We start from the raw sequence: 19650 nt of genomic DNA, 5'->3' as shown, positions 1-19650 counted from the left end.
TCCTCCTCAGAGGCGGGTAGGGACGGTGTCCGCCTTCGGCGCGGCGAGTGCGGCGTCCTCGTCGACGGCGGCCTCGGGGTCACGCCCCAGCCAGACGCCGACGAGGGAGATCGCCGAGGCGAGGGCGATGTACACGGCCAGCGGCGCCCAGCTGCCGTAGGCGCTCAGCAGGCTGGTGAACAGCAGCGGAGCGACGGCGCCGCCGATGATCCCGGCCAGGGTGTAGGCCAGGGACGAGCCGGTGGAGCGCAGCCGGGGCTCGAACTGCTCGGTGATGAAGGCGGCCTGCGGGCCGTACAGACAACAGTGGATCACCAGGCCCACGACGACCCCCGTGGCGAGCGGCAGCCAGGTGCCGCCGCCGATCATCGGGAAGAACACGAACGGCCACACCCCGGCGGCCACCGAGGCACCGCCGTACAGCAGACGCCGGTTGACCCGGTCGGACAGGGCACCGGCCAGCGGCATCAGGAAGACCTGGATCGAGGAGCCGATGAGCACGGCCGCGAGGGCGGAGCCGCGTGACATGCCGAGTTCCTGAGTGGCGTACGTCAGGACGAAGACGGTGAACATGGCGTACAGCACGTCGGGGCCGACGCGGCACAGGATCGCGGCCAGCAGCGCGCGGGGCTGGGTGGTGAACACCTCGCGGATCGGCGCCTCGGGCCGGGAGTGCTCGGCCTCCATCGCCTTGAACACCGGGGTCTCCTCCAGCTTCGCCCGGATCCACAGCCCGAACCCGACGAGGACGCCCGAGAACAGGAACGCCACACGCCAGCCCCACGACTCGAACTGCGCCTCGGTCAGCAGCGCGCCGAGGGCCGCCAGGACGCCGTTGGCCAGCAGGTTTCCGGCGGGCGGGCCGACCTGCGCGGCGGAGGCGTAGAAGCCGCGCCGGCGTGGGTCCCCGAACTCGCTGGACAGCAGTACGGCACCGCCCCACTCGCCGCCGACGCCGACGCCCTGCGCGAAGCGCAGCACGACCAGGGCGATCGGGGCGGCCACACCGGCCGTCGAGTACGCGGGCAGGACGCCGATCAGGAACGTCGCCGCGCCGATCAGCACCAGCGTGGCGATCAGCACCTTCTTGCGGCCGATCACATCACCGAGGCGGCCGAAGACGAACCCGCCCAGCGGGCGCGACACATAGCCGACCGCGTAGGTGGAGAACGCCAGGAGCGTGCCGGTGAGCGGGTCCTCCGAGGGGAAGAACAGGTCGCCGAAGACCAGCGCGGCCGCGGCGGAGTAGACGGCGAAGTCGTACCACTCCAGCGCCGTGCCGGTCAGGCTCGCGACGAAGGCCCGGCGGACGCCGGAGTGCTTCTCCGCGGCCCCGGCGTCGCTCTTCGGGGTGTCTTGCATGGTGCCCATCCTTGCTCGGGGACATCGACCTTCCGGCATACTTCTTGTATACAGGTCGTATGCGCAACCCCCGCGCGACGAGAACTTCACCTCGTACCCGATCTCTGGGAGTGCCCCCATGGCCGTGCTGACCTTCGAACTGCCCGACGGATCGACGCGCGAGGTCGACGTCGTCCAGGTCCTCAACGCCGGATACGCCGGACGCAGCCAGGAGGACGTCGCCGCCCACGTCGCGGAACTCGCCGAGCTGGGCGTGCCCGGCCCGTCCGTGACGCCCGCCCTCTACCCCGTCTCCCCCTACCTCGCCCAGCAGACCGACCGGGTCCACGCCCAGCACGGGCACACCTCGGGCGAGGCGGAGTGGGCGCTCGTCGTGGCGGACGGCGGGGAACTGCTGCTGACCGCCGCCTGCGACCACACCGACCGCGACCTGGAGGTGCACGGCGTGGCCTGGAGCAAGAACGCGGGCCCCGACGTCCTCGCCCGCCGCGCCTGGCGCCTGGCCGACGTGGAGTCCCGCCTCGACGACCTCACCCTGCGCGCCTGGGTCACCCACGGCGGCACCTCGACGCAGATCCAGCACGGCACCCTCGCCGAACTCCTCGCCCCCGCCTACTGGGTCGACGTCCTGCGCGCACGCGACGCCCTCACCCCCGGCACCGTCCTGATCTCCGGCACCATCCCCATGACCCCCGGCGTCGACCAGTTCGCCGACGGCTGGAGCGTGGAACTGTCCGACCCCGCCACCGGGGACACGATCCGGCTCGACTACGACGTCCAGCCCATGCCGGCCCCCGTCGGCTGAGGCTCCTCCCGTCACCCCGAGGCCGGCCGGGCCTTCCTGACGTGGAGCACGTTGCCGTCCAGCGGCAGCGGAGTCCGGTTCACCAGGGCCAGGCCGGCGTCGGCGAAGAGACGGCCGTAGTGACCGGCCCGCCGTTCCCGCCCGCCGACGTTGCACATCATGTGGAGATCCCAGGCGGTCGCCAGCGAGACCGAGCCGTCGGAGGGCAGGACGCGCTCGACGACGAGCAGATCGGCGTGCCCGGGCATCGCACGGGCGCAGTGGCGCAGGATCTCGCGGCAGCGCTCGTCGTCCCAGTCGTGCAGGACGCGGGACAGGACGTAGACGTCACCGCCCGCGGGTACGTCCGCGAAGTCGCCGGTCACAAAGGAGCACCGGGTACCGTGACCGGCCTCCGCCAGCCGCAGGCGAGCGGCTTCGACGGCGTGCGGACGCTCCAGCAGCACCCCGCGCAGACGCGGATGCGCGGCGAGGACCCGCCCGAGCAGCTCCCCGTTGCCACCCGCGACATCGACCACCGTGCCCCCGGCCGGAGCCCCGGCCGCGGCGGCGAGCGCCGGATGCGCGGGGACCGGATCGAACATGGCGGATCCGGCGGCCATGGACTGGTCGAAGAGTTCCGCGAGGCGGGGATCGCGGGCGAAATGGTCGAAGTGGTTCTCGCCGAAGACGTGCTCGAAGGCGACCTGTCCCGTGCGTACGGTGTGCTCCAGCCCGGCGAAGGACCGATAGAACGGCCCGCCGTACATCAGCGCCAGCGCCCGCATCGACCCCGGGGCGCCCGCCCGCAGCAGCGCGCCCGCCTCGGTGAGCCGGAAGCCCGCACGTCCTTCCTCCACCACGCCCAGCATCGCGAGATAGCGCAGCAGCGTCGCCAGATTCCCCGGCCGCGCGCCGACGGCCCGGGCCAGCTCCGCGACGCCGGTCCCTCGCTCGGCGTCCATGGCGTCGGGCACCCGGAGCTGGGCGAACGTGGCCAGCGCCTGGGTCGTCCACGCCCCGGTCAGCAGCCGCAGGAGCGTTTCGGCGGGCTGCCGGGCGCGATGCCGGTCCAGGTGGTCGGCGAGCACGTCGCGATGGTCGCCGGGGACGTACAGCTCCACCCGCCTGTACCCGGCGGCCTTGGACTCGGCGGCAGCGCCGAAGTAGAAGACCGTCCCGTCCTCGTGCGGGTTGTAGCCGCCGCCGTCCGGGACGGCCCCGTAGCGCGCGAAGGTCGCGACGAGGCCGCGCAGCACCAGCGGATCGGGCGCCACGACGTCGAAGGCGACATGTGCCTCGTGCTGCCGCTCCCGCTCGTGCGCGGCGAGCCCGTCCAGCCCCGACCCCGGCGGCACGGTCAGCGCGAACACCTCGACCGTACGGTCCTCCCCGTCCGCCCCGACCACCGCGGGGCGCAGGATCCCGACGTCCAGCCCGGCCGCCGGCCGCCGATGCCGTACGGCCAGTCGCTCGCGTACGACGACACTCGGCCGCGCCGGCAGGGCCGCGACGAGCCCGCAGCCGGCGAGCATGGCGCGCAACTCCGCCTCGTCCGACGGGAAGACGAGCAGCGCGGCATGGGAGAAGCGGCAGTGCTCCACGAGAGTCCGCAGCTCCGGACCGTCGAGCCCGGGGAACAGGAGCGGGAGCAGGCCGGCGGTGTCCTGCTCCTTGACGAAGTCGACCGTCGCGAGCAGGCGGGACGTGTCGCCCGACAACGTCGTGATCATTGCGGGGATCCTCATTCAGATCGTGGGGAGAAGGCGGGAACGGAAACGGTGGGGACGGAACGGTGGGGACGGTGGACCTCAGACGCCGACGTAGTGCTCGGCGAACCAGTCCTGGTGGCTGCGCGACGTACGCAGCGAAGCGATGCGGGAGCGCCGCAGGGCGTCGTGGAACGGTGCGGGGCCGTCCGGCGTGCCGTACGAGCCGTGCAGCAACCGGACCATCCAGTGCGAGAACTCCTGCGCACGCCAGAGGTACGCCAGACACCGCGCTGAATAGGCGTCGAGCCCCTCGGAGTCGCCGCGGACGAGGTCGTCGGCCAGGGCGCCGGCGAGGATCTCCGCTGCCAGGACCGCGAGATTGGCGCCCTTGGCCGCGCACGGGCTGACAAGGCCGGCGGCGTCGCCGGCCAGGAACAGCGAACCGTGCCGCAGTGGTTCGAGCACATCGGACTCCAGGTCGACGACGCCCCGCCCCACGACCCGGCCCCGCCGCAGCGGACCGTACTGTGCCGCCCGCATCCGCAGCTCCAGCTCGTCCCAGATCCGCTCCTCGGACCAGGCATCGGCCGCCGTACCGCGCTCGCACTGCAGGTAGTAACGGGTGATCTCACTGGTCCGCGCCATGTGCCCGGCGAACCCCCGCTCGTGCACGGCGTACCCGACGGCGTCGAGACTGGGCGGCGCCTCGGCGAGCACTCCGAGCCAGGTCACGCCGTGGTCGCAGTGGTACCGGCGCACCGAGCCGTCCGGCAGCGACCGCCGGGCCGCGCCGTACCGCCCGTCACACCCGGCCACGTACCGCGCCCGCCACCGGCCGGGCCGCCCGTCCGCCTCGCGCACGGTCACCGAGGGCCGATCGGTGTCGGCGTCGAGGACTGCGACGGCCTCGGTGCCGAACGCGACGCGTCCGCCGGAGGCGAGGAACCGCGTCAGCAGATCGGTGACGAGCTGCTGTTGGGGATAGACGGTATGCCGCTCCCCACGCCCGAGCTCCCCGTAGTCCAGCCGGAACCGGCCGTCCGCGCTGCGGAACTCACAGGTGCTGTGGACCCGCCCACCTCGCCGCAGCCCCTCGGCCAGCCCGTGCCGCTCCAGGATCCGCACGGTGTTGGCCGCCAGGAACCCGGCGCGCGCCCGCGTCTGGACGTACGCGCGTTCGGCACGCTCCAGGACGACGCAGTCGACCCCCCGCTGCTGAAGAAGATTCCCGAGCACGAGCCCGGCCGGTCCGGCCCCGAGGACGACCACGTCGGCCGTGCTCCGGGTCTGCCTGTCTGTCACGAGACGGGATAGTAGGTCCAGCGAAGTGGCTTACTTGACGAAAATCACCTGAACGAGGGTGGTCACGCTCATATTGGGTGTTCCTCAGCGGACCGGGAAGCCGCAGGTGTAGCCCTGCTCCTTGAGCCAGGGGAGGATCCGGCGCAGGGCCTCGACGGTCTGGGAGCGTTCGCCGCCCGCGTCGTGGAAGAGGATCGTCGGCCCGTTCGGCAGTTCCCGCTCGACGGTGGCGACCATGGCGTCCGTGCCCGGCCGCTCGAAGTCCTTGGAGTCGACGTTCCAGCCCAGCGGGCGCATGCCCCGGGAGGCGGCCAGCTTGCGGCTGTAGGGGGTGAAGGCCCCACCGGGCGCCCGGTAGTACATCGGCCGTACGCCCCCGGACGCCTTGGTGATCATGCGTTCGGCGTCGAGGATCTGCCGCGACTGGTAGGCCTCGGACTTCTTGTCCATGGTGGTGTCGTGCGACACCGAGTGGTCGCACAGCCGGTGCCCGGCCGCGACCACCTTCTTCACGAGGTCCGGGTGGGCCTGTGCCTGCGTCCCCACCATGCAGAACGTGGCCTTCACCCCGTACTCCCGCAGCACGTCGAGCACTTCAGGGGTCCACACGGGGTCGGGGCCGTCGTCGATGGTGATGTTGACGCCGCGCGCTCCCTTGTCCGAGGCGTGCGCGATGTCCACCGCGACCGGCTTGACGTCGGGCGTGGCCGACGCGCTCGCCTTCGGCGACGAGCCGCCCGTGGCACCGGCCTGCGCGGTCCACACCGACGCGCCGGTGGCGAGCAGCGTCACCCCGAGCGCCGCCCCGACCACCTTGCCGTACCAGCCCCGCCCGCCACCGTGCCGCGCCATGTCCGCCCCGCTCTCCCGCAGTTCCTCGCCGATGCCCGGTCACCGTGCGACCAACTGGCATGACGAGAAGCGGCGGCCGCAGGATCCCTCCGTTACCGAGCACGGACAATCTCGGGGGAGACCGGGGACAACTCGGCGGCTGCGGGGGGTAGGAGGCGAGCCATGCCAGGACTTGTGGGGCGGCGAGGAGGGACATGCTGAGCGAGACGGTGTTCCGGAGTGATGACGTGCCGGCGGCGGACCGGTTCGACTGCTGGCGCGAGCTGGTCAGCCGGACCCATGCTCCGCTGGAACTGCGCAGTGACCATCGGGCGGACTTCCGGGCTTCTCAACGTGTGCTGGACCTCGGTGCCGTATCGGTGTGGCCCACCACGTTCCAGCCGGTGTGCTTCCGACGGTCGCCGAAGCTGATCCGGCAGTCCGACCCCGAGGGGCTGCACGTGTCCCTGCCGTTGAGCGGGGCGCTGCGCACCGTGCGGGGTGAGGAGGTGGCCGAGTACGGTCCGGACAGCCTGTGCGTCGTCGACACGTCGCGCACCGTCGACGTCCACGGGGGCGATGGCTCCCTTCCGCATACGGGAGTCGGGCTGGAGGTACCGAAGGCGCTGTTGCCGGTGCCGCGGAACCGGCTGAACCACGTGACCGGTCTCCACTTGTCGGTCCGGGAAGGGTTCGGCGCCTTGCTGAGACAACTGCTCACTCAGCTGGCGCGAGGCACCGACGCGTACCAGCCCGCCGACGGGCCGCGGCTCGGATCCGTGGCGGTCGACCTGCTGTCAGCGCTGTTCGCCCAAGCCCTCGAAGCGGAGAACTCCCTCCCACCGGAGACTCGGCAGCAGACCCTCGTCCTGCGCATCCGGGCGTTCGTACGCGACCACCTTCACGACCCGAACCTGAATCCCGGCGCCATCGCCGCGGCGCACCACATATCCCGCAGCTACCTGTACCGACTCTTCGAGCACGAAGAGCGGTCGATCGCTGCCTGGATCCGGGAACAGCGCCTGGAACGCGCCCGCCGCGACCTCGCGGAGCCCGCCCTGGCGACCACCCCCATCCACGCCATCGCCGCCCGCTGGGGCTTCCCCCGCGCCGCCGACTTCACCCGTGCCTTCCGCTCCGCCTACGGCATCCCCCCGAGGGACTATCGCCACAGAGCCCAGCGCTTCCCCGAGGAGACGCATTACCAGCCAGGTGGGGACAGCCCGCTAACGAAACGCTGTTGATCACCCGGCAGTCTGATGGTGCCGGTCGATCAGACTGCGGAGTCCGTCAGTCCCACGGGGGTGGACTGAAGTCACGCAAGATCCGGCGGCGCGGTCGGAGCCTCCCCGCTGACAGGCGCGCTCCTGTCAGCGGGCCTCATCACCGCTCCGTCGGCGAGCGCCGCCGTGTACTGCCCCGGCGACCCGGCAACGGCAAGCCGCGCACGCTGGCGTCGGTGAGAATTCATGGCATGAACACCCCCACCCGGATCAGCACACTTGCTCTGCGGCATACGATTCCGCACCCTCTCGCGATCGACCAGTGGGCAGAGGTGCGCCCATGGATCGACGGCCGCGACGTGCTGGCGGAGATCCACCCCGGCGGGGTGTCGAGCTGCTCGCGCGGGGAGTGGTTCGGGCCTGCCGAGGAGTGGCCGCTGTCGGCGCTGGAGGAACCTCGCCGCGTCGAGCTGTCCAACAACGACTGCTACACGGGCTGCTGCGGAGGCATCTTCGTCACCATCCACCGCCGGGGCGACAGGGTGGTGTGGTCGTCGTGGCAGAACACGAACGACATCCGGCTACCCGTCCCCGCAGAGGTCCACTTCGATGCTGCTCAGTACGACGCGGAACTGACGCGTGCCGTCGCGGACAACGGATGGGAAGAGCCCGTGGACACTGTCGCCCGGTTCGTGACTCAGGAACTGGTGCGTAGCGGCTGGTTCGAGCGCTGGGACTGCGTGGTGGACCAGGTGGAGCCGAGGCGCGAGGAGCCCGAGGGAGTAGAGGTGTACTTCAGGCTTCGTCGGGACGCGTCGCCCCAGGGCCCCCGTTTCACCTTCGACCTCCCTGTCACCGGTGACGTTCCGGCCGAGGAACAGGCCCGGCGCTTCATAAACCGGATCACGGCCGACGACCCTCGGAAGACCGCCGAACCGCTGTAAGCCCCAGCGCCTCAGCGTCGTCCTCGGAGAGCAACGCGTGAACCCGTCGCAGGACGTCGAGCTGGGCCTCGTTGTAGAACTCGACCATGGCCTGCACGACCACCGACTGGGTGATCTCCCTTCCCCGGCGGGAGGAGGCCTCCAGGTCGCTCAGGAACGGGTGGTCCTTCTGCTGTCTGCGGGCCTCAGGCGCAAGGCGTTGCGCGAGCTGCCGGCGAACCTCCACGGGCGCGTTCTCGGGGAGGGCCTCGAACTCCGCGCCGACGTCACTACGAGGCGCTGAGAGCTGCTCCTCGAGAGCGGACATCGCCGAGGGGGTGAGAATGCTGGAGTACGCCACCAGGAGGGACCGCTGAGCCTCGGGCAGGTCGTCGGCGAACTCCTCGAAATCCGCCGGTACGTCGATCGAGGCCCTGTCGTCCAGGATCGCCGCCAGTTCCCGTCGCATCCGCTGCTGGCGTTCGATGCTCGCCGCGAGTTCCGCGTCCAGGGCACGCAGGATCTGCTTTCCCTTCTCGTCGGCGGTTTCGGCGGAGGGGATGTCCGACAGCGGCACGCCGAGGTCGACCAGCCTGCGGATGCGCAGCAGGCGGACCAGGTGCTGGATGCCGTACCGCTTGTAGCCGTTGGCCGCTCGTTCCGGCTCGTCCAGCAAACCGACCCGGTGATAGTGCCGGACGGCCTTCAGTGTCGTGCCGGCGAGTTCGGCCAGCTGACTTGTGCTCCACGCCACCGCGAGGCCCTTTCCTGGGGTGCTCCGTTCCCCGTCGCCGTCGGTGTCCTGCCGGTCGGCGAGACCGCAGGCGGGACGCGATCCATTCAAGACCGTGCCCCTGGGGCATGGTCAACCCTCGACCGCGCCCGTCCCTTCACGTCGGCGAGACGGTGTTGACCATGCCCCAGGGGCACGGAGTGCGATGGGTGGCGACCACAGCCGCTGGACGAGTAATCGGAGACTGGACATGAAACGACGCAGTATCGGCCGGAGTTCGGCTCTGGCGGTCGTCCTCGGCCTCAGCGGCACGCTGGTCGCCGTGCCCGCCGTCGCGGACGGGCCGCGGGCGTCGCAGGTGCGGTGGGGCAGCTGCCCCGAGGACGTCGTGGCCGAAGCGGCTCCGACCGCACTGCGGTGCGCGACCGTGCCCGTGCCGGTGGACTACGCCGATCCCGGTGGTGCTCGGATCGACCTCATGATCTCCCGGCTGGCCAGCACGAATCCCGACAAGCGGCGCGGCACGCTCATGCTCGATCCGGGCGGCCCAGGAGGGTCCGGCCTTGCGCTGCCCGCGCTGCTGGTGGCCCGGGGTCTTCCCGCCGGCGTCCTGGACAGCTACGACCTGATCGGCATGGACACCCGCGGCATCGGGCACTCGGCACCGGTTACATGCGGGTTCACGCTCGACGGCCCCTACACCTCCAACATTCCTCCCTACGCGGCCGACGACGCGGCGGTCACCGAACAGGCGAAGATCGCCGAGCGGGTGGCCGAGCAGTGCGCCCGCCAGGACCGCGACGGGCGGCTGCGCCACCTGACCACGGCGAACACCGCCCGCGACCTGGACCGCATCCGGGCCGCGCTCGGCGAGGAGAAGACCAGCTACCTGGGCTACTCCTACGGCACGGCACTGGGCGCCGCCTACGCGTCGATGTTCCCCGAGCGCTCCGACCGGATCGTGCTCGACAGCAACATCGGTGACACCCACCTCGACCGCGACGGCCTGCGCCGCTACGCCCTCGGCATGGAACAGACCTTTCCCGACTTCGCGAGGTGGGCGGCCGCACGGCACGACAGCTACGGACTGGGCCGCACTCCCGCGCAGGTCCGCGGGACCTACCTCGCCCTCGCCGAACGACTCGACAAGGCTCCGGTGGCAGGCTTCGACGGCAGCCTGCTGCGGCAGTACACCTTCGGTCTCCTGTTCAAGAAGCTGCAGTACCCCAAGCTGGCCCAGCAGTGGCAGGCGCTGGCGGACGGCGACGCCACGGCAGTCCGCCGCATGCCGTCGCCGAACGCCCCCGCGGGCGAGGCGTCGTCCCCGGTCGACAACCCCTTGGCGGTGTTCGCCGCCGTGACCTGCAACGACATCAAGTGGCCCGAGAACGTCGACACCTACCGGAAGGGCGTCGCCGAGGACCGCGCGCGTTTCCCGCTGTTCGGAGCCGCCACCGCCAACATCACACCCTGCGCCTTCTGGCCGCACACCCCGGCCGAGCCGCCGGTCGCCGTCAACGACGACGGACCCCGCAACGTGCTGCTCGTACAGAACCTGCGCGACCCGGCGACGCCCCACCTCGGCGGGAAGATGCTGCGCGAGAAGTTCGCCGACCGATCCCGGCTGCTCAGCGTCGACGACAGCGGGCACGGCGCCTACGTCCTCGGCGACAACCCCTGCGCGCTGAACACCACCACGCGCTACCTCGTCGAGGGCGAGCTGCCCGGAAAGGACATGCTCTGCCCCGCCGGCTGATCGCCGGAGCCGGCGGTGTGAAGCCCGGCGGGCGCTCGGCGAACCGATCAAGCAACGGGAGCGAACGTATGATCAAAGAGTGGCGGCGGCGTCGGGCCGTGCAGCGGGTCAAACCCGGAGACGGTCGAGCACTGCAGCGTTTCCGCTGGTGGCAGTTGCTGTTCCGCGCGCTGTTCCATCTTCGGTTGACGAGCGACGATGGCAGGCAGACGGACTACGCCGTCGACGTCCGGCACTGGCAGAACCACTCCTCCGACAGCCTCAAGGCCCACCTGTACCGCGACGGCAGGCAGCACGCCCTGTCCAAGCTCCCCGCCGCCTTCCCCGTCCCGGGCGGCACCGTCGAGGTGAGGATGAGCGCCTTCGGGATCAAGCGCTGCCACTACGTCACCGACCAAGGTCACGAGTACCGGCTCGTACCGGAGCCCCGATCCGCCGAGGGACGCCGCGCGCGCCTCGAACGCGAACACCCCGCGCTGAGCCGTGCGATCGGTCTCCTCTCGCTGTGCGTGCTCGTCGCCGCCCTGGCCGTTCTCCTTCCACAAGCCGCCGAACAGCTCACCCGGTCCGAGGGCATCGCCCAGCACACCGGAACCTTCACCTCGCCCGTCGATCTGCCGAAGTGGGGCAACCTCGCACTCGGCTTCGCCACGGCGGCGGCCAGCACCGAGCGGGCGCTACGGCTGCGCTACAGCCGACTGCTCGACGGCGGAGCGGGGTGACCCCTTCGCCCGGGATGCGTGGGGACCGGCGGCGCCGGAGATTGGAGGTAGTGACCTCGACCGGCGGCCTCGACCGCCCTCGACCGACCAGGAGGAGACCGGCGTGACGGATCGTACGCGCGGCACCGGACGGCCTCCCGTGTCGCAGCCCGGTGACGCTGGCGCCTCCCGCACGGGCGGCCGGATCCCATGACGCCGGACCCGCGCCCGTCGGCATCCGGTCGAGCGGCGTCGCGACCGATGTCCGAGGAGGCCTTCCGCTCCCTGTACCGGCGGCTGCGTGATCAGGCCCCGGGCGGCAGGACCGGCGCCCTGGCGCGGCTGACGCCCGAGTGTGTGCGGGCGGCCGCCGCCGAGGTGAGGTCGGGGCGGACGGTGTCCCTCGCCGCCCCCATCGAGACGCGGCCAGGACCGGACAACCCCCGGCCCGCCGAGCACCGGATGACGGGACCCACCGAGCCGGGCGACTTGTCCACCGGGCTGCACTTCGCCCTCGACCGCTTCGCCATGAACGTGCACGGCGACGCCGACAGCCACCTCGACGCGCTCTGCCATGTGATGTTCGACGGCGAGCTGTACGGAGGCGTTCCGGCCGGCACCGTGACGCCGGACGGCGCCGGTGCGCTCACGGTCGACCTGGTCCATGACGGGATCGTCGGCCGTGGAGTGCTCCTGGACATCCCGCGGCTGCGTGGCGTGCCCTGGCTGGAGCCCGGCGACCAGGTGACGGCCGCCGACCTCACGGCTGCCGAGGCCGCCCAGGGGGCCCGGATCGAGCCGGGAGACCTGCTGTTCGTGCGGGTCGGACACCGGCGCCGGCGCCGGGAGACCGGTGCGTGGGACGCGGCGCACGCGCGGGCCGGGCTGCATCCGGCGGCGATGGAGTTCCTGGCCGGGCGGCGCGTCTCCGTCCTGGGCTCGGATGGTAACAACGACACGGCGCCGAGCCCGGTGGCGGGGATCGCGTTCCCGGTGCATGTGCTGGCGATGCGGGCCATGGGGGTGCATCTGCTGGACTACCTGGACTTCGAGGAACTGGCACCGTTGTGCGCGGAGCTGGGCCGCTGGCGGTTCCTGTGCGTGGTCGCGCCGCTGCGGCTGCCCGCGGCCACCGGCTCCCCGGTGAATCCGATCGCCGTGCTCTGAGAGTGACGCCGGGGCCGCAGCGTGGCCGTACGGACACGCACGGCGCTTGCGGGTGCCGGGCCCGGGGAGGGCGGTTACGTTCGAAGAGGGGCCGCAGCCGTGACAGGTCCCGGCGGGACGCGGGGGACGCGGGGCCGTGAACGCGAGGACGGTGGTCGCCGTGGGTGACACCCCCCACTACGACGTCATCATCATCGGCACCGGCGCCGGCGGCGGCACACTCGCCCACCGGCTGGCCCCCTCCGGAAAACGCGTGCTCCTCCTCGAACGCGGTGACTACCTCCCCCGGGAGCGGGACAACTGGGAATCGACGGCCGTGTTCGTCAGGGGCAAGTACCGGGCCCCGGAGTTCTGGTTCGACCAGCACGGCAGGGAGTTCCCGCCCGAGGTCAACTACTACGTCGGCGGCAACACCAAGTTCTACGGGGCCGCCCTGTTCCGGCTGCGGCCCGAGGACTTCGGCGAACTGCGCCATCACGACGGCATCTCCCCCGCCTGGCCGATCCGCTACGACGACCTGGAGCCGTACTACACCCAGGCGGAACACCTCTACCTGGTCCACGGACGGCACGGCGAGGACCCCTGGGAGGGCCCGGCCAGTGAGCAGTACGCGTATCCGCCGGTGGAACACGAGCCCCGTATCCAGCGGCTCAGCGACGACCTGGAGAAGCAGGGCCTGCACCCCTTCCACCTGCCCATCGGCGTCAACCTGACCCAGGACGGCGACGGCAAGGCGAGCCACACCAGCGTGTGCATCCGCTGCGACCGGGTCGACGGGTTCCCGTGCCTCGTGCGCGCCAAGTCCGACGCCCAGGTGATCTGCGTCGAACCCGCCCTGCGGCACCCGGGCGTCGAGATGCTCACCAACGCCCACGTGGTGCGGCTGGAGACCGACCCGGCCGGACGCAGTGTCGACACGGTCGTCACCCGGCTCGCGAACGGTGAGGAGGTCCGCTACCAGGCGGACATCGTGGTCGTCGCCTGCGGAGCCGTCAACTCGGCCGCCCTGCTGCTCGCTTCGGCGAACGACCACCACCCCCGGGGCCTGGCCAACGGCTCCGACGTGGTCGGCCGGCACTACATGCGGCACAACAACCTCGCGCTGATGGCCGTGTCGGAGGAGCCCAACGACACCAAGTTCCAGAAGACCCTCGCCCTGCACGACTGGTACCTCGGCGCGGACGACTGGGACTATCCGCTCGGCGGGATCCAGATGCTCGGCAAGTCGGACGCCGACCAGATCCACGGCGAGGCCCCGCGCTGGGCCGGGACGGTGGCCCCGGACATGCCCTTCGAGGTCCTGGCCCATCACGCCGTCGACTTCTGGCTGTGCGGAGAGGACCTCCCGCTGCCCGCCAACCGCGTCACCCTGGACGGCGACGGCCGCATCCACCTCGCGCTGGACGAGTCCAACAACATCGCCGGCCTCAAGCGGCTGCGGCACAAACTCCAGCACCTGCTCGGCCATCTCGGCATGCACGAGCACCATCTGCTGGACCACAGCATCTATCTGCACAAGGGCATGCCGATCGGCGCCACCGCCCACCAGGCCGGCACCGTCCGGTTCGGCACCGACCCGGCCTCCTCGGCCCTGGACGTCAACTGCAAGGCCCACGAGGTGGACAACCTCTACGTCGTCGACACGAGCTTCTTCCCGAGCATCGGCGCGGTCAACCCGTCCCTCACCGCCATCGCGAACGCCCTGCGGGTGGGCGACCATCTGCTGGACCGGCTGGGCTGAACACCGGACCTCGCCGCCGACCGGGCGAACCTCGTCGGCCAGGCAGCGCAACACTGGCCCGCCGTCAGCGACCCCTCCCGCCCAGGGTGATTGTGTGACGCGCGAGCGCGCCGGGCCACGGCCCGGCGGCCGTACGGGGCTACGCAGCGCAGGAGGCAGTCGATCGTGAGTTCCACCGCAGGCGCACCCCAGGGTGTGATCCCCACTCACCTGCTCCGGGGCCAGAAGGCCCTGGTGACCGGGGCCAACTCCGGAATCGGCAAGGCCACGGCCATCGGCCTGGGCAGGGCCGGAGCGGACGTCGTCGTCAACTACGTGGCCGGCCGGGACGAAGCCGAGAAGGTCGTCGAGGAGATCACCTCATTCGGGGTGCGGGCGGCGGCTTACGAGGCGGACGTGTCCGACGAGGACCAGGTCGTCGCCATGACGAAGCGGATGGTCGACGAGTTCGGCACGATCGACATCCTCGTCGCCAACGCCGGACTGCAACGCGACGCCCCCTTCACCGAGATGACCCGCGCCCAGTGGCAGAAGGTCCTGGACGTCAACCTCACCGGACAGTTCCTCTGCGCCCGGGAGGCCACCAAGGAGTTCGTGCGCCGGGGCGTCGTCCCCGAGGTGTCACGGGCCGCGGGAAAGATCATCTGCATGAGCTCGGTGCACCAGGTCATCCCGTGGGCGGGGCACGTCAACTACGCCTCGTCCAAGGGCGGTGTGCAGATGATGATGGAGACCCTGGCCCAGGAACTCGCCCCGAAGAAGATCCGCGTGAACGCGATCGCCCCCGGGGCCATCAGGACCCCCATCAACCGCGACGCCTGGGAGACGCCGGACGCCGAGCGGGATCTCCTGCGGCTGATCCCCTACGACCGTGTCGGCGACCCCCAGGACATCGCCCACGCGGCCGTCGGCCTCGCCTCCGACCTCATGGACTACGTCGTGGGAACCACCCTCTACGTCGACGGGGGCATGACCCTCTTCCCTGGATTCGCCACCGGCGGCTGACCTCGCCCGCCCGCGTCGCCGGCCTCCGGGGAGACACGTATGCACACCACGCTTCACCTGCTGGCGGACGCACCGCCCCAGCTGCTGCCGGCCAGATCGCTGATGGCCTTCACCCTCGCCTCGCACATCATCCTGGTGCCGCTGGGCGTGGCCCTGCCGCTGATCACGCTCATCATGCACGGCTACGGGATGCGCAAGGGCGACCCCACCGCCCTGCTGCTGGCCCGGCGCTGGTCGGCCGTGATGGCGGTGCAGTTCGCGATCGGCGTGGTCACCGGCACGGTCCTGTCCTTCGAGTTCGGGCTGCTGTGGCCGGGCCTGATGGGCCGGTGGGGAGACGTCTTCGGGATCGGGTTCGGAGTGGAGGCCTGGGCCTTCTTCCTGGAGGCCGTGCTCATCGCGATCTACTTGTACGGCTGGCGACGCCTCAAGCCTCGCACCCACTTCCTGCTCGCGCTTCCCCTGCCCGCCGCCGCGCTGCTCGGGGCCTTCGGCATCCTGGCCGCCAACTCCTGGATGAACACCCCGCGTGGCTTCACCCTCGACGCCGGGGGCAACCCCACCGACGTGAACATCTGGAAGGCGATCTTCACGCCGATGTTCGGGCCGCAGTACTGGCACTTCGTGGTGGCCATGCTGGTGACCGCCGGCTATGTCGTGGCCGGTGTCTACGCCACCGGATGGCTGCGCGGACGCCGGGACCGCTACCACCGCCTCGGCTTCACCGTCCCGTTCACCGTCGCCGCGGTCTGCACGCCCGTCCAGTTCATGCTGGGCGACTCCATCGCCCGGCAGGTCTTCCACAAGCAGCCGGTCAAGTTCGCCGCGATGGAGATCGTCTGGAAGACCGACACCCATGTGCCGGAGTACCTCTACGGCCGTCTCCATCCGGACGGCAGCATCTCCGGCGGCATCAGGATCCCGCAGCTCGACTCCATCCTGGCCGGGTTCAGGCCCGACACCAAGGTGACCGGACTGACCTCCGTACCGGCCGACCAGCGCCCCAACGCCACCCAGGCCACCATCGCCCACTGGGCGTTCGACACCATGGTCGGCATCGGCTGCCTGCTGGTGCTGCTCGCCCTGTGGTACGCCCTGGCCTGGTGGCGCCGCCGCCGGCTGCCCGAGTCGACGTGGTTCTACCGCGGCGCCGCGGTCGCGGGCGTCGCCTCCGTCGTCGCCGTCGAATGCGGCTGGATCACCACCGAGGTGGGGCGCCAGCCATGGATCGTCTACGAGAACATGCGGGTCTCCGAGGCGGTGACCACCACCCACGCCGGCGGGCTGTGGACCATGTTCGGACTGGTGGTCCTCGTGTACGTGTTCGTCTTCGGCTCGTTTCTCCTCGTGCTGCTGAAGATGCGCACCCGCTGGCGTCTCGCCGACGAGCGGCAGGCGGCCGAAGGCCCCGAGGCGGACACCCCCTACGGACCGCGCCCGGCCGTTCCGGCCTCCGACAGCGGCAGGCCGTGATGGCCGACGTCATCGCCGTCGTCCTGCTGCTCGCGGTCGCCGCCTACAGCTGTGGCGGCGGTAGCGACTACGGGGCCGGGTTCTGGGACCTGACGGCAGGCGGAGCCGGGCGCGGCAAGCGGCCGAGATGGCTCATCGACCACGCGATGGCCCCCGTCTGGGAGGTCAACAACGTCTGGCTGGTCTTCGTCCTGGTCACCATGTGGACCGGCTTCCCGGTGATGTTCCAGACGGTGTTCTCCGCGATGTGGCTGCCCCTGGCGCTGGCCGCCGTCGGCATGGTCCTGCGGGGCGCAGGCTTCGCCCTGCGCAAGCCCAGCCGGCGGCTCGCCGGGCGACGGCTGTACGGGGCCGTGTTCGCCGTCTCCTCGCTGCTGACGCCGTTCTTCCTCGGCGCGGCGGCCGGCGGCATCGCCTCCGGCCGGGTGGCCCCCGGCACGCCCGCGGCGGACGACGCCTGGTCCAACCCCACCTCCCTCCTCTTCGGCCTGCTCGCCATCGCGACATCGGCCCTGCTGGGGGCGGTGTTCCTGGCCGCGGACGCCCGGCGCTTCGACGCCCCCGACCTGGACGGCTACTTCCGCAGACGGGCACTGGGCGCCCTCGCCGCCGTCGCCGTACTCGCCGTGATCACCCTGTTCGTCACCCACGACGACGCCCCGCACGTCTGGCACGGCCTCACCCACGGGGCGGGCCTGGCCTGCGTCATCGCGGCCGCCGTGGCCACGCTGGCCACCGTCGCCCTGCTGCTGCGTCCCTCCGGCGCCTGGTCGCGGGTCACGGCCGTCGCGGTCGTCGCCTCCGCCGTGATCGCCTGGGGCCTGGCCCAGCGGCCCTACCTCATCCCCACCTCCCTGACCGTCGCCGAGGGAGCGGGCGCGTCCGGCACGCTGCGCTGGCTCGGCATCGTCACGCTGGTGGCCCTGCTGCTGGTCTTCCCGGCGGTCGCCCTCCTGTACTGGCTGGACACCCACGGCGAGCTGGAATCCCTCACCGACGCCGATCTGCGGGGGCGTGGTGCCGGGGACCAGGGGTGAGTGAAGAGGACATCCTGCTGGCGGTCGGCGAGGCCGGCGGCGTCGTCACCGGTTCAGCGACGCGTCCAGGGTGATGGCCGCGTCGATGAGCGCCAGGTGCGTGAACGCCTGCGGGAAGTTGCCGAGCTGGCGGCCCGTCAGGGCGATCTCCTCGGAGTACAGGCCGAGATGGTTGGTGTACCCGAGCATCTTCTCCAGGACGAGCCTGGCCTGGTCCGCCCGCCCCGCCCGGGCGAGTGCGTCGACGTACATGAAGGTGCACAGCGAGAAGGTGCCCTCGGAGCCGCGCAGCCCGTCGGGTGAGGCGTCGGGGTTGTACCGGTACACCAGGCTGTCGGTGACCAGTTCCTCCTCCATCGCGTCCAGCGTGGAGGACCACAGCGGGTCGTCCGGGGTGATGAAGCCGACCGTCGGCATGCGCAGCAGCGAGGAGTCGAGCACCTCGCTGCCGTAGTGCTGGACGAAGGCCGCGCGCGCATCGTTCCAGCCCTCGGCCATGACCTGCTGGTAGAGGGCGTCCCGCGCCTCGCTCCAGCGTCGGGCCGCGGCCGGACGGCCGGTGGCCTCCCCGAGCCGCAGTGCGCGGTCGAAGGCGACCCATGACATCACGCGGCCGTAGGTGAAGTGCTGACGGCCGCCGCGGGTCTCCCACAGGCCTTCCTCGGCCTGGTCCCAGTGGTCCGCCAGCCAGTCGAGTACGGCGAGCAGCTCGGTCCACTCCCGGTGCCCCGGGTGGATCCCGTGCCGGTGGGCGAAGTAGATGCTGTCCAGCGCCTCGCCGTAGATGTCCAGCTGGAGCTGGGTGGCGGCGCCGTTTCCGATGCGTACGGGGGACGAACCCTCGTAGCCCTCCCAGTGTTCCAGGGTCTCCTCCTTCAGATCGGAGGAGCCGTCGACCGCGTACATGATGTTCAGTGGCCCGGAGCTGCCGTCGCCTCCGGCCCGTTCCTTGATCCGCTTGCCGAGCCACGCGATGAACGCCTGCGCCTCCTCCGTGAAACCCATGCCCAGCAGGGCGTACACGGAGAAGGAGGCGTCCCGGATCCAGGTGAACCGGTAGTCCCAGTTGCGCTCGCCGCCCAGTTGCTCGGGCAGCCCCGTGGTGGGTGCGGCCACCACGGCGCCGGTGGGGGCGTAGGTCATGAGCTTCAGCGTGATGGCGGAGCGTTCCACCGCCTCGCGCCAGCGGCCCGAGTAGCGCGACTTGCTCAGCCAGGACCGCCAGTACCGGATGGCGTCTTCGAAGATCTGCTGGAACTCGGGGAGCCGGAACTCCCTGGGCGGCCCGTCGGCGGCGGACTCCAGGACCAGTCCGCGCTGCTGCCCCGCTTGCAGGCTGAGCGTGAGGCGCAGGTCGTTGTCCACGGTGAGGGAGTTCAGCAGACGCTCGTCGTCCGGTTCCCGGACCGCGTGCACCGTCAGGTTCGTCCCGTCCGAGACGAACACCGCCCCGTGTTGGGTGACGTGCAGCTCGTGCGGCTTGCGTCCGTAGTCGAAGCGGGGCGCGATGTCGATCTCGAAGGTCATGCTGCCGCGCACACAGCGGATCATGCGGACCAGCCGGTGGCGCGGGGTGGCCGTCGTGCCGGTCACCGGCATGAAGTCGACCACCTCACCCGCGCCCGCCTCGGTCATGAAGCGGGTCACCAGGATCGCCGTGTCGGGCAGGTACAGCTGCTTGGTCGCGTACGCCGCCTGAGCCGGCCTGACCGTGCAGTGCCCGCCGTCGTCCTTGTCGAGCAGGGCGCCGAAGACGCTCGGCGAGTCGAAGCGCGGACAGCAGAACCAGTCGACCGTCCCGTCGGTGGTCACCAGCGCCGCGGTCTGCAGATCACCGATCAGACCGTGGTTCTCGATCAGCGGGTACTCATCCATCGCGGAGCCCCTTCCGACACGCACC

The 19650-nt window shown here is 71.1% G+C and carries 16 protein-coding genes; 10 read left to right on the top strand and 6 right to left on the bottom strand.

Annotated features, from left to right (window positions below; translation table 11 throughout):
• Window positions 1-6 precede the first annotated feature (6 nt).
• Entirely contained in the window at window positions 7-1362 is a 1356-nt protein-coding gene (locus tag ACZ6I3_RS32160; protein ID WP_469419435.1) for an MFS transporter, read from the bottom strand.
• A gap of 118 nt (window positions 1363-1480) precedes the next feature.
• On the opposite strand from ACZ6I3_RS32160, the gene ACZ6I3_RS32155 reads away from it, so the two are divergent.
• Complete coding sequence (locus tag ACZ6I3_RS32155) at window positions 1481-2167, top strand: DUF2848 domain-containing protein (protein WP_469419433.1); 687 nt, start codon at window positions 1481-1483, stop codon at window positions 2165-2167.
• An 11-nt stretch (window positions 2168-2178) separates the two neighbouring features.
• On the opposite strand, the gene ACZ6I3_RS32150 is transcribed toward ACZ6I3_RS32155, so the two are convergent.
• From ACZ6I3_RS32150 to ACZ6I3_RS32140, 3 genes are all read right to left on the bottom strand, one after another.
• The gene (locus ACZ6I3_RS32150; protein ID WP_469419432.1) at window positions 2179-3879 is read right to left on the bottom strand and encodes a methyltransferase; all 1701 of its coding nucleotides are present in this window, start codon (window positions 3877-3879) and stop codon (window positions 2179-2181) included.
• 78 nt (window positions 3880-3957) lie between these two features.
• Window positions 3958-5160, bottom strand: coding sequence for a 4-hydroxybenzoate 3-monooxygenase (locus ACZ6I3_RS32145; RefSeq protein ID WP_469419430.1), 1203 nt, complete (start codon window positions 5158-5160; stop codon window positions 3958-3960).
• 84 nt (window positions 5161-5244) lie between these two features.
• Window positions 5245-6012: a polysaccharide deacetylase family protein gene (locus ACZ6I3_RS32140; protein WP_469419428.1), complete on the bottom strand. Its 768-nt coding sequence runs from the start codon at window positions 6010-6012 to the stop codon at window positions 5245-5247.
• A gap of 194 nt (window positions 6013-6206) precedes the next feature.
• On the opposite strand from ACZ6I3_RS32140, the gene ACZ6I3_RS32135 reads away from it, so the two are divergent.
• Together ACZ6I3_RS32135 and ACZ6I3_RS32130 are read left to right on the top strand one after the other, a co-directional pair.
• The gene (locus ACZ6I3_RS32135; RefSeq protein WP_469419427.1) at window positions 6207-7235 is read left to right on the top strand and encodes an AraC-like ligand-binding domain-containing protein; all 1029 of its coding nucleotides are present in this window, start codon (window positions 6207-6209) and stop codon (window positions 7233-7235) included.
• 230 nt (window positions 7236-7465) lie between these two features.
• Complete coding sequence (locus tag ACZ6I3_RS32130) at window positions 7466-8158, top strand: hypothetical protein (protein WP_469419425.1); 693 nt, start codon at window positions 7466-7468, stop codon at window positions 8156-8158.
• On the opposite strand, the gene ACZ6I3_RS32125 is transcribed toward ACZ6I3_RS32130, so the two are convergent.
• Complete coding sequence (locus tag ACZ6I3_RS32125) at window positions 8118-8981, bottom strand: helix-turn-helix domain-containing protein (RefSeq protein ID WP_469419423.1); 864 nt, start codon at window positions 8979-8981, stop codon at window positions 8118-8120. The two genes, ACZ6I3_RS32130 and ACZ6I3_RS32125, sit on opposite strands and share 41 nt — an antisense overlap.
• A gap of 139 nt (window positions 8982-9120) precedes the next feature.
• On the opposite strand from ACZ6I3_RS32125, the gene ACZ6I3_RS32120 reads away from it, so the two are divergent.
• The 7 genes from ACZ6I3_RS32120 to ACZ6I3_RS32090 all read left to right on the top strand — a co-directional run bounded on the left by ACZ6I3_RS32120 (window position 9121) and on the right by ACZ6I3_RS32090 (window position 17750).
• The gene (locus tag ACZ6I3_RS32120) at window positions 9121-10626 is read left to right on the top strand and encodes an alpha/beta hydrolase (protein ID WP_469419421.1); all 1506 of its coding nucleotides are present in this window, start codon (window positions 9121-9123) and stop codon (window positions 10624-10626) included.
• Window positions 10627-10694: 68 nt separating this feature from the next.
• Window positions 10695-11348 carry a hypothetical protein gene (locus ACZ6I3_RS32115; RefSeq protein WP_469419420.1) on the top strand — a complete coding sequence of 218 codons (654 nt, stop codon included), beginning with the start codon at window positions 10695-10697 and terminating at the stop codon, window positions 11346-11348.
• Between the two features lie 240 nt (window positions 11349-11588).
• Window positions 11589-12494 (top strand): cyclase family protein, encoded by a 906-nt coding sequence (locus ACZ6I3_RS32110; protein WP_469419419.1) that lies wholly within the window; start codon window positions 11589-11591, stop codon window positions 12492-12494.
• Window positions 12495-12654: 160 nt separating this feature from the next.
• Entirely contained in the window at window positions 12655-14235 is a 1581-nt protein-coding gene (locus ACZ6I3_RS32105; RefSeq protein ID WP_469419417.1) for a GMC oxidoreductase, read from the top strand.
• 165 nt (window positions 14236-14400) lie between these two features.
• Window positions 14401-15240 (top strand): SDR family oxidoreductase, encoded by an 840-nt coding sequence (locus ACZ6I3_RS32100; RefSeq protein ID WP_469419415.1) that lies wholly within the window; start codon window positions 14401-14403, stop codon window positions 15238-15240.
• 39 nt (window positions 15241-15279) lie between these two features.
• Window positions 15280-16713: a cytochrome ubiquinol oxidase subunit I gene (locus ACZ6I3_RS32095; RefSeq protein WP_469419414.1), complete on the top strand. Its 1434-nt coding sequence runs from the start codon at window positions 15280-15282 to the stop codon at window positions 16711-16713.
• Window positions 16713-17750, top strand: a complete 1038-nt coding sequence (locus tag ACZ6I3_RS32090) for a cytochrome d ubiquinol oxidase subunit II (RefSeq protein ID WP_469419412.1) — start codon at window positions 16713-16715, stop codon at window positions 17748-17750. The genes ACZ6I3_RS32095 and ACZ6I3_RS32090 overlap by 1 nt, the downstream gene beginning before the upstream one ends.
• A gap of 45 nt (window positions 17751-17795) precedes the next feature.
• On the opposite strand, the gene ACZ6I3_RS32085 is transcribed toward ACZ6I3_RS32090, so the two are convergent.
• The gene (locus tag ACZ6I3_RS32085) at window positions 17796-19625 is read right to left on the bottom strand and encodes a glycoside hydrolase family 15 protein (RefSeq protein ID WP_469419411.1); all 1830 of its coding nucleotides are present in this window, start codon (window positions 19623-19625) and stop codon (window positions 17796-17798) included.
• Window positions 19626-19650: the final 25 nt, after the last annotated feature.

The sequence above is a fragment of the Streptomyces sp. NPDC041940 genome, assembly GCF_055589465.1.
Note: the sequence above shows the minus strand (reverse complement) of the source record. Positions and strands in the feature narration are given on the sequence as shown.

What these genes read in the sequence shown, in the direction of transcription:
- ACZ6I3_RS32160 (WP_469419435.1), bottom strand. Translation starts at nt 1,362, where the DNA reads ATGCAAGACACCCCGAAGAGCGACGCCGGGGCCGCGGAGAAGCACTCC.
- ACZ6I3_RS32155 (WP_469419433.1), top strand. Translation starts at nt 1,481, where the DNA reads ATGGCCGTGCTGACCTTCGAACTGCCCGACGGATCGACGCGCGAGGTC.
- ACZ6I3_RS32150 (WP_469419432.1), bottom strand. Translation starts at nt 3,879, where the DNA reads ATGATCACGACGTTGTCGGGCGACACGTCCCGCCTGCTCGCGACGGTC.
- ACZ6I3_RS32140 (WP_469419428.1), bottom strand. Translation starts at nt 6,012, where the DNA reads ATGGCGCGGCACGGTGGCGGGCGGGGCTGGTACGGCAAGGTGGTCGGG.
- ACZ6I3_RS32135 (WP_469419427.1), top strand. Translation starts at nt 6,207, where the DNA reads ATGCTGAGCGAGACGGTGTTCCGGAGTGATGACGTGCCGGCGGCGGAC.
- ACZ6I3_RS32130 (WP_469419425.1), top strand. Translation starts at nt 7,466, where the DNA reads ATGAACACCCCCACCCGGATCAGCACACTTGCTCTGCGGCATACGATT.
- ACZ6I3_RS32120 (WP_469419421.1), top strand. Translation starts at nt 9,121, where the DNA reads ATGAAACGACGCAGTATCGGCCGGAGTTCGGCTCTGGCGGTCGTCCTC.
- ACZ6I3_RS32115 (WP_469419420.1), top strand. Translation starts at nt 10,695, where the DNA reads ATGATCAAAGAGTGGCGGCGGCGTCGGGCCGTGCAGCGGGTCAAACCC.
- ACZ6I3_RS32110 (WP_469419419.1), top strand. Translation starts at nt 11,589, where the DNA reads ATGTCCGAGGAGGCCTTCCGCTCCCTGTACCGGCGGCTGCGTGATCAG.
- ACZ6I3_RS32095 (WP_469419414.1), top strand. Translation starts at nt 15,280, where the DNA reads ATGCACACCACGCTTCACCTGCTGGCGGACGCACCGCCCCAGCTGCTG.
- ACZ6I3_RS32090 (WP_469419412.1), top strand. Translation starts at nt 16,713, where the DNA reads ATGGCCGACGTCATCGCCGTCGTCCTGCTGCTCGCGGTCGCCGCCTAC.
- ACZ6I3_RS32085 (WP_469419411.1), bottom strand. Translation starts at nt 19,625, where the DNA reads ATGGATGAGTACCCGCTGATCGAGAACCACGGTCTGATCGGTGATCTG.